The organism is Streptosporangium fragile (assembly GCF_039534445.1).
Taxonomy (GTDB): domain Bacteria; phylum Actinomycetota; class Actinomycetes; order Streptosporangiales; family Streptosporangiaceae; genus Streptosporangium; species Streptosporangium fragile.
This window is the reverse complement of record NZ_BAAAVI010000083.1, coordinates 24,136-32,320: the sequence shown is the minus strand read 5'-3', so window position 1 is coordinate 32,320 and position 8,185 is coordinate 24,136. Positions and strand designations below refer to the sequence as shown.

Annotated in this window: 8 protein-coding genes; 4 read left to right on the top strand and 4 right to left on the bottom strand. The window is 72.7% G+C overall.

Annotated elements, in window-relative coordinates:
• Window positions 1-204 (top strand): hypothetical protein (locus ABD841_RS35290; RefSeq protein WP_344980862.1); only part of this gene is annotated, 204 nt, incomplete at its 5' end.
• Window positions 205-228: 24 nt separating this feature from the next.
• Here ABD841_RS35290 and thyX read toward each other — a convergent pair.
• Window positions 229-960 (bottom strand): FAD-dependent thymidylate synthase, encoded by a 732-nt coding sequence (gene thyX / locus ABD841_RS35285; protein ID WP_344980860.1) that lies wholly within the window; start codon window positions 958-960, stop codon window positions 229-231.
• 286 nt (window positions 961-1,246) lie between these two features.
• Between thyX and ABD841_RS35280 the strand changes: the two genes are divergently transcribed.
• Window positions 1,247-2,083 (top strand): mechanosensitive ion channel family protein, encoded by an 837-nt coding sequence (locus ABD841_RS35280; RefSeq protein ID WP_344980858.1) that lies wholly within the window; start codon window positions 1,247-1,249, stop codon window positions 2,081-2,083.
• Window positions 2,084-2,175: 92 nt separating this feature from the next.
• On the opposite strand, the gene ABD841_RS35275 is transcribed toward ABD841_RS35280, so the two are convergent.
• Complete coding sequence (locus ABD841_RS35275) at window positions 2,176-2,478, bottom strand: DUF6401 family natural product biosynthesis protein (RefSeq protein WP_344980856.1); 303 nt, start codon at window positions 2,476-2,478, stop codon at window positions 2,176-2,178.
• 265 nt (window positions 2,479-2,743) lie between these two features.
• On the opposite strand from ABD841_RS35275, the gene ABD841_RS35270 reads away from it, so the two are divergent.
• On the top strand, window positions 2,744-3,547 hold the full coding sequence (locus ABD841_RS35270) for a hypothetical protein (RefSeq protein WP_344980854.1): 804 nt from the start codon (window positions 2,744-2,746) through the stop codon (window positions 3,545-3,547).
• A 234-nt stretch (window positions 3,548-3,781) separates the two neighbouring features.
• The gene (locus ABD841_RS35265) at window positions 3,782-4,597 is read left to right on the top strand and encodes an RNA polymerase sigma factor (protein WP_344980853.1); all 816 of its coding nucleotides are present in this window, start codon (window positions 3,782-3,784) and stop codon (window positions 4,595-4,597) included.
• Here ABD841_RS35265 and ABD841_RS35260 read toward each other — a convergent pair.
• Together ABD841_RS35260 and ABD841_RS35255 are read right to left on the bottom strand one after the other, a co-directional pair.
• The gene (locus tag ABD841_RS35260) at window positions 4,585-5,862 is read right to left on the bottom strand and encodes an amidohydrolase (protein WP_344980851.1); all 1,278 of its coding nucleotides are present in this window, start codon (window positions 5,860-5,862) and stop codon (window positions 4,585-4,587) included. The genes ABD841_RS35265 and ABD841_RS35260 overlap by 13 nt on opposite strands.
• A gap of 119 nt (window positions 5,863-5,981) precedes the next feature.
• Entirely contained in the window at window positions 5,982-8,123 is a 2,142-nt protein-coding gene (locus ABD841_RS35255; RefSeq protein WP_344980849.1) for an anthranilate synthase component I, read from the bottom strand.
• Between the last annotated feature and the right edge of the window lie 62 nt (window positions 8,124-8,185).

Here is an 8,185-nt window from a genome sequence, read left to right as displayed (position 1 = left end):
GCGAGGGTGTCGAGGATCTCCTCGGCTGTCCTGGTCCACACGAGTGGTCTCGGCTTCTCGTTCCAGGTGTCGATCCGGGCGCGGATGTCCTTCTCCGGCGCCTGGACCGACCTGTGCACGCCCCGCCGTATCCGCTTGTCCGTCAGCTCCGCGAACCACCGCTCGACCAGGCTCAGCCAGGACGCGCCGGTCGAGGTGACGTGAATGACGAACTTAAGACTCAGGACACTAGGGGGCCACCCGGCCGGAGGCGACGAAGGCCGCGTGGGTGAGGGGCATCAGCCGGGCCCAGGCCTCCTCCATCTTCTCGGCCACCATCTCGATCTCACGCTGCGGGAACGAGGGCACCCTGGCCTGCTCGCTCTTGGTGCGCAGGGAGAGGAAGTGCATCAGCGAACGGGCGTTGCAGGTGGCGTACATCGAGGAGAACAGGCCGACGGGCAGCACCGCCCTGGCCACCTCCCGGGCGATCCCGGCCTCCAGCATCTCCTGGTAGGCGGCGTACGACTGCCGGTAGGACGCCTCCATCACCTCGGTGACGAGCTTGTGCTGCTCCTGGCTGCCCTCGACGAAGACGTACTTGCCGGGGCGGCCCTCCTGAACCAGTTTCCGCTCCGCCCCCGGAACATAGAAATCCGGACGAAGCTCGCGGTAACGTCCGCTTTCCTCGTTATACGACCAGCCAACCCGATGGCGGTGGAACTCCCGGAAGACGAAGATCGGCGCGGAGACGAAGAAGGTCATCGAGTTGTGCTCGAAAGGGCTGCCGTGCCGGTCGCGCATCAGGAAGTTGATCAGCCCCTTGGAGCGTTCGGGGTCCTTGCCGATCTCCTCCAGGGACTGCTCCCCCGCGGTCGACACCCGCGCCGCCCACAGCACGTCGGTGTCGGAGGCGCTGTGCTTGACCAGCTCCACCGTCACGTCGTCCAGAAAACGTACCGCCGCCCCGTCGTCCGTCACCCGGCTCCCCTTCGTCGAACCCTCGGTCGCGCCATATCGTAGACCGTCCGGCCGGGGCGGGACACGGCACCCGGCCCGGCGGAGCCCCCGGCTCGTGGAAGGCGACCGGGTGGCGGGTCCGCGCGACGCGGTGCCGGCTGCGGCCCGCCACCAGGCTTTCACTGCTCTCCGTATGCATTCGACTGCAATTCGGGTATGAGACGCATATCACCGGGTAGCCGGAAAACACGACAAGTCCATCGAAGGATGGACATATGCCGTACATCAGTAGAGGAGGGCTGCCATCATGGCCGCTCCGATCGATTTCGGAAGGGGGCTGGCCGACGCGTGGGCGTCGATCGTCACCTTCGTCCCTAAATTCGTCGCGTTCCTGGTCATCCTGTTCGTAGGCTGGCTGATCGCCAAGGCCCTGATGAAGGCGGTCAACGCCATCCTGGAGCGGGTCGGGTTCGACCGGCTGGTCGAGCGCGGCGGGGTCGGCCGCGCCCTGGCCCGCAGCCGCTACGACGCCTCCGACCTCATCGCCAAGCTCATCTACTACGCGATCCTGCTGATCACGCTGCAGATCGCCTTCTCGGTCTTCGGGCCCAACCCCGTCAGCAACCTGCTCGGCGGTGTGGTGGCGTGGCTGCCCAGGGCCGCCGTGGCGATCATCATCATCGTCATCGCCGCCGCCATCGCCAGCGCGGTCAGGGAGATCCTCGGCGCCGCCCTGAGCGGCCTGTCCTACGGCCGCACCCTGGCCACCATCGCCGCGGTCTTCATCATCGGCCTGGGCGTCATCGCCGCGCTCAACCAGATCGACGTGGCCACCACCGTCACCACACCGGTGCTGATCGCGTTCCTGGCAACCGTGGCCGGCATCCTCATCGTCGGCGTCGGCGGCGGCATGATCGGGCCGATGCAGCAGCGCTGGGAGCGCTGGCTGGCCCGCGCCGAGGAGGAGACCGGCGTCATCCGCACCCAGGCGGCCGCCTACGACCGCGGTCGCGCGGACGCGATGGCCGGCGCCGAGGCCCCCGGTACCGCCCGTCCGGCGCCCACCGCGCCCGCCGAGGGCGTACGGGCGACCCCCGGCACGCAGTCACGCCCCGGGGAGGCCCCGCCGCCTCCGCCCCTGTGACACCGCGGGAATCCGGCGCGCGGAGCGCCGTGACCGCGGGCCCGCACCGAGGGGCGCCCACCACGGTGGGCGCCCCTCGCCGTGTCCGCGGGTCAGCGGGCGGGGACCGGTTCGAGCATCAGGCACACGGCGCTCAGCCGCAGCGACGCGAAGTCCAGCGGCTGGCCCGGCTGCGGCGGCCGCCAGCCCACCTCGTGGGCGCCGTCCCAGAACCCGATCAGGTAGCCCAGCAGCGACGCCGGCCCGACCTTCTCGCCGAGCGAGGAGATGGCATGCCTGACCGCGGCGACGTGCTGGTCCAGCGAGGCCAGCACCCCGGGGTGGTGAGCGCGCAGGTCCAGCACCCACTGCGCGAACTCCGAACGGATCCGCGCAGGCCAAAGATGATCAGACACAGTCGTCCCCCGAGGAGTGCTTGCCGGTACGCAGTCACGATAAAGCGTCCTAAAGGGGGTTTAAACCTCAAATAAGAGCTTTTTACCAGCTTTCTGATGCTTACGGCATTCGTCCCTTCCGCGCCCGCCGGTCGCGAGGCCGTCGGGTGCGTACTTCGGCACTGTCCGGAACCGCGCCGCGGCGCCCCGGCGTACAGCGGCGTGAGACCCCCGGCGGCCCGCACCGGCCTCCGGGGACCACCGACGAGTGTCAAGGAGAAGCGCCATGAACACTGCGAGCACGGGGAGGACCCTGTCGCGCCGGGCCCTGCGGCTGTCCCTGCTGGCGGCCGTGTCGGCCGCCGCGGTCGGCTCCCTCGCGGCCCCCGGGCACGCCGCCGCCGAGGCCACCGCCTACGTCGACTCCGGGGGAGTCCACTACGTCGCGGGCACCGGGCAGCGGAACAGCGTCCTGGTCACCGCGCAGGGCGGCGCCCTCGTCGTCAACGACGTGGTCTCCCTGCTCCCGGGCAACGGATGCACACGCGTGCCGAACGACCCGACCGCGGTGAGCTGCACCGGCGGGAACGGGGCGTTCTTCGCCGACCTGGGCGACGGCGACGACGCCGTCCGGCTCGACGCCCCGCTGTCGGGCGCCGTCAACGGCGGCGCGGGCACCGACGTGTACTACGGCGGGACCGCCGCGGGCGGGCCGAGCCAGATCAGCTACTTCGGCGGCGGCGGCAGTGATTACGTCAGCTACCAGTTCAGCCGCGAGCGCGTGTACGTCTTCCTGGACGACCAGCGCAACGACGGCCGGGTCGCGGCCGGTGACCGGGAGTACGTCGACGACGACGTCGAGAACATCATCGGCAGCGACTTCGACGACCACCTCGGCGGCAGCGCGGCGCCGAACCTCGTCGAGGGCCGCCCCGGCAAGGACCAGATGTACGGCTTCGGCGGCTCCGACATCCTCCGTGCCAAGGACGGCGAGCGGGACAGCGTGATCGGCTGTGGCACGGAGAACGACTCCGCCGTGGTCGACAGCTCCGACCCCACCACGTTCAGCTGCGAGAACGTCACCTCCTAGGGGGTCCGCGCGACCGGGGAACGGCACCTTACCGCGCCGGAGCCGGGCCGGGAGATCCCGGCCCGGCTCCGGTTGTCGTACGCGCGGGGAAAGCCCCGCGTGCGCGCCCCGTGATTCCCCGCCCCGTGACGAACGGCGGACGACAGCGCGACGAACTCCCGCCGTAGGCCGCCGAGCCCACACTCGTTCCGGGGCCGGGACCGGGGCCCGGGAACCAGGAGAAGGAGCACGACGATGACGACCCCCCGAGCGTGTGGACCGTCACGCACCTCCGGACCGTCCCGCACGGACGGGCGGCCCCGCGCGGGCGAACCGTCCCGCACGGACGGGCGGCCCCGCGCGGGCGAACCGTCCCGCACGGACGGACCGTCCCTCACCGGTGAGCCGCCTCGCTCCGGTGAGCCGTTCCGCGCGGGCGAACCGCGCCACCTGGGCGAACCGCCCGTCGCCGGCGAACCGGACGGCCTCGGCACCCGGTTCCGGGCCGGGGACGAGTCGGCGCTGCGGCAGGTGCAGGAACGGTACGGCAGGGCGCTGTTCGCGACCGCGCTGAACCTGCTGGGCGACCCCGGTCTGGCGGAGGAGGCCGTCCAGGACGCCCTCGTACGGGCCTGGCGGGGCGCCGGGCACTTCGACGCGTCCCGGGAGCTGGCGCCGTGGCTGTACCGGATCGTGCGCCGCTGCGCGGTGGACGTGCACCGCAGGCACAGCAGGCATCCGGCGACGGCTCCGCTGGACGAGCTGCCCGCGGCGCTGGAGGCCGTCCGGGAGGTTCCCGCGGAACGGCTGTGGACGGTCCGCTCCGCCGTGCGGAGGCTCGAACCGCCGCAGCGGGAGGTCGTCGAGCTGCTGTACTACGACGGGCTCACCCACCGGGACGTCGCCGACCGCCTGGGGATCCCGCTCGGCACGGTGAAATCCCGGGTGTTCAGGGCGCACCGGCACCTGGGGGAACTGCTGGGGTCCGCCCCCCGCGCCGCGGAGGCGGCGGGCACCGGCGGCCCGGGAGGCGGCGGGCGGCGGGCGGGGTCTCGCGGCTACAGGCGGTAGATCCGGCGGGCGTTGCCGGAGCCGATCATGTGAGCCACCCGGGCGGCGTCCGCGACGCTCCACTCGCCGTCTGCCAGCCGCGCGGCGAGCGCCCCGGCCAGGCCGCGGCGGTAGTGCACGGCTCCGAGATGGCAGGTCTCGGCCACACCGTGGCCGCCGGAGCCGAACAGCTGTTTGTGGAAGGGGACCAGCTCCAGCAGCTCCCCCATGACCGCGGCCGCCCCGGCGGCGCCGCGGGTCGGGACCGAGCCGACGTCGAGGTAGACGTGGGGCAGGGCGCCGGCGAGACAGGCCGCCTGGCGGTGGAAGGGGCGGCAGTGCAGGAGGACGACGGGCACGCCGACCGGTTGCAGTGCCCGCAGGAGATCGGCCGGCGGCGCGAAGTCCCCGCCGCCGGGCAGGTCGGCACCGGCACGACCACGACGGCCGGGATCGGCGAGGCCGCCCGGCCTGCCGTCAGGGGATGCGGGGCCGCGGGGGCCGGGTCCCGCGAGAGGACTCCGGGCGTCGCGGGCGCGCCCCGGGCCGCCGCAGGCGGTGTGGCCGGTGCGGAGCTGCAGGGGCCTGCCCGTCTCCCTGGCCACGTCGACGGCCGTCCACAGCAGGTGGCGCAGCAGGACGGGGTCGGCGAGCCGCTCGCCCGGGTCGGCCAGGCGCCGGGCGGCGGCGGCGATCACCGCCCCGCGGCTGGGCCGGGCCGGGTCGGGACCGGACCGGTGGGCGGTGACCGACTTCAGGGCGACGGCCCCGGCGGCCCGCCCGGCCAGGCGCTGCGCGAGGGCGGAGATGTAGGAGACGCCCGAGGCGGCGGTCTCGGCGACCTCCTCCTCGACCTGCTCGATCCTGACGACCTCCGCCGCCGCGGCGCCGCCCGCGCGGCCCATCTCGGCCGGGGGCAGCACCTCAGCGTCGCCGGGCGCCCCGTCGGACAGGAAGGCCGCGACGCCGGCCGCGGCCAGCAGCCGCCGGTTCACCTCGGCGGCGCCCAGCTCGGCCCGGCGGGCCAGGTAGACGGCGGGCGGCACGTGCGGGTCGAGCCCGAGAACGGGCGCGCACCAGCGGCGGACCGCGGCGCCCGCCGGGGTGTCGAAATGGGTGGTGCCCGGAGCCGCCGGGGTGCCGGTCTCGGCGAGCAGGGTCTCGAACCCGGACCGCGTCAGGTCGTCGCGGCACACCCCGTGACAGTGGTGGTCGACCAGCGGTGCCAGCAGCGCCTCCCGCACGGCCTCGGGAAGCTCGACGGGCAGCACGCCGTCCGGTCTCATGCGGGCTCCTCCCACGGCCGTGGGCGGGCCGGCCCGGTCCGGCCGGCCCGCCCGCGGCCCTCACCACGGGAGAACCCTATGGTCACCCAGCGTGACCGCCGGGCCGAACCACCAGTTCTTTACCCGGGGGTACGGCAGAGCCGGAGGACATTGGAAATGATCTTCGCTCCGGCGCCGCCCTCGGCGGTGAGGATCGACTCGGGGTGGAACTGCACGGCGAAGCGGCGCCGCTCGACGTCCTCGATCGCCATCACCGCGCCGTCGGGGGTGAGCGCGGTGGCGGTGAAGCCGACGACCCCCGGCTCCTTGGCGTGGAGCGAATGGTAACGGGCGGCGGTGAACTCCTCCGGCAGCCCGTCGAGCAGGGCGCTCTCGCCCAGCCGCCGGACCCGGCCGCGCTTGCCGTGCTCGGGGTACGACAGCAGCTCCAGCGTGCCGCCCGCCTGCTCGACCATGCCCTGCAGGCCGAGGCAGACGCCGAAGACCGGCAGGTTCCGCTCGTAGAGCGCCTCGACCAGGGCGGGCAGTCCGAAGTCGGACGGCCAGCCGGGGCCGGGTGACAGCACCACGAGCGACGGCGCGATCTCGTCGATCATCCCGATCGGGAAACCGTGCCTCAGCGTGACGACCTCGGCGCCCTGCTGGCGGAAGTAGTCGGCGAGGGTGTTGACGAAGGAGTCCTCGTGGTCGACGAGCAGCACCTTCATGCCGTCGCCCGGCTTGCTCCGCGCCTCCCCCGCGCCCGCCTGCTCGCCCGCCTCCGCGCCGATCGAGGCGAGCGCGCCCAGCAGGGCGCTGGCCTTGAGCTCGGTCTCGCGCTCCTCGGCCCCGGGGTCGGAGTCGAACAGCAGCGTGGCCCCGGCCCGGACGGTGGCGACGCCGCCGCGGATCTGGGCCGTGCGCAGGGTCAGGCCGGTGTTCATCGAGCCGTCGAAGCCGATGTAGCCGACCGCGCCGCCGTACCAGCGCCTGGTGGTGGCCTCGTGGTCCTCGATGAACTGCATCGCCCAGGTCTTGGGGGCCCCGGTGACGGTGACGGCCCACATGTGGGTGAGGAAGGCGTCGAGCGCGTCGAACCCGGGACGGAGCCGGCCCTCGATGTGGTCGACGGTGTGGATCAGCCGCGAGTACATCTCGATCTGGCGCCGCCCGATGACCTGGACCGTCCCCGGCACGCAGATGCGGGACTTGTCGTTGCGGTCGACGTCGGTGCACATGGTGAGCTCCGACTCCTCCTTGACGCTGGACAGGAGGGTGCGGATGGCGTCGGCGTCCTCGACCGGGTTGCTGCCGCGGGCGATGGTGCCGGAGATGGGGCAGGTCTCCACCCGGTCACCGCTGACCCGGACGTACATCTCCGGGGAGGCGCCGACCAGGTACTCGTCCTCGCCGAGGTTGAACAGGAACTCGTACGGCGCCGGGTTGACCTGGCGCAGGCGCCGGTAGAAGCCCGCCGGGTCGGTGCAGGGCGCGTGGAAGACCTGGCCGGGGACGACCTCGAACAGGTCACCGCGGACGAACTTCTCCTTGGCCGCGGCGACCACCTGGGCGTACGCGCCCTTCTCCGGGTTGGCCGGGATCTCGGCCGGCGCCGGGGGCAGAGGCACGCTCTCGCCCTCGCGGGGCAGGCCCCGGGTGGAGACGCCGTCCACGGTGAACTCGTAGCGGAACTCCTTGCTGGTCTCCCGCTTGCGGTCGATCACCATGATCCGGTCGGGCAGGTGCAGCACGAGGTCGCGCTGGTCGGCGGCCCGCGGCAGGACCTGCCGGATCGGCTCGAACTGGAAGGCCAGGTCGTAGCCGAAGGAGCCGTAGAGTCCCAGGTGCTTGTCCTCGCCCTTGAACGCCGCGATGACCTCGCGGATCGCGGTGAAGACCGTGGGGCGGCGGCTGCGCATCTCCTCGGGGAGGATGTCCTCCGACTCGGCCACGTGGACCTCGACGTGGTCGGCCGTCGGCTCCCCGGTGGGCTTGCCCGCCGCCAGCAGGCAGGAGGTGATCGCGGGCAGCACCACCCTGCCTCGGGCGTTCAGCGCGCGGGCGGCGATGCGACGGCCCCTGGCCACGATCTCCAGGCAGGGATCGACGTAGGCGAGGTGCCATCGGCTGTAGCGGCCGGGATACTCCATCCCGGAGGAGAGCACTCCCCCACGGCGCTCGCCGAGCGTCGTGACGACGTCCTCAAGCACCGTCTCGGGCACGTCGGACGCGGTGGCCTCCACCCCGATGCCGCCGGCGGTGGTATATCGGCTCGTCTCCACTGCAGTATCGCCCCTTTTGATTTCCCTGAAGCCCAGAGGGGGGGCGGACGCGGAGAAGGCCA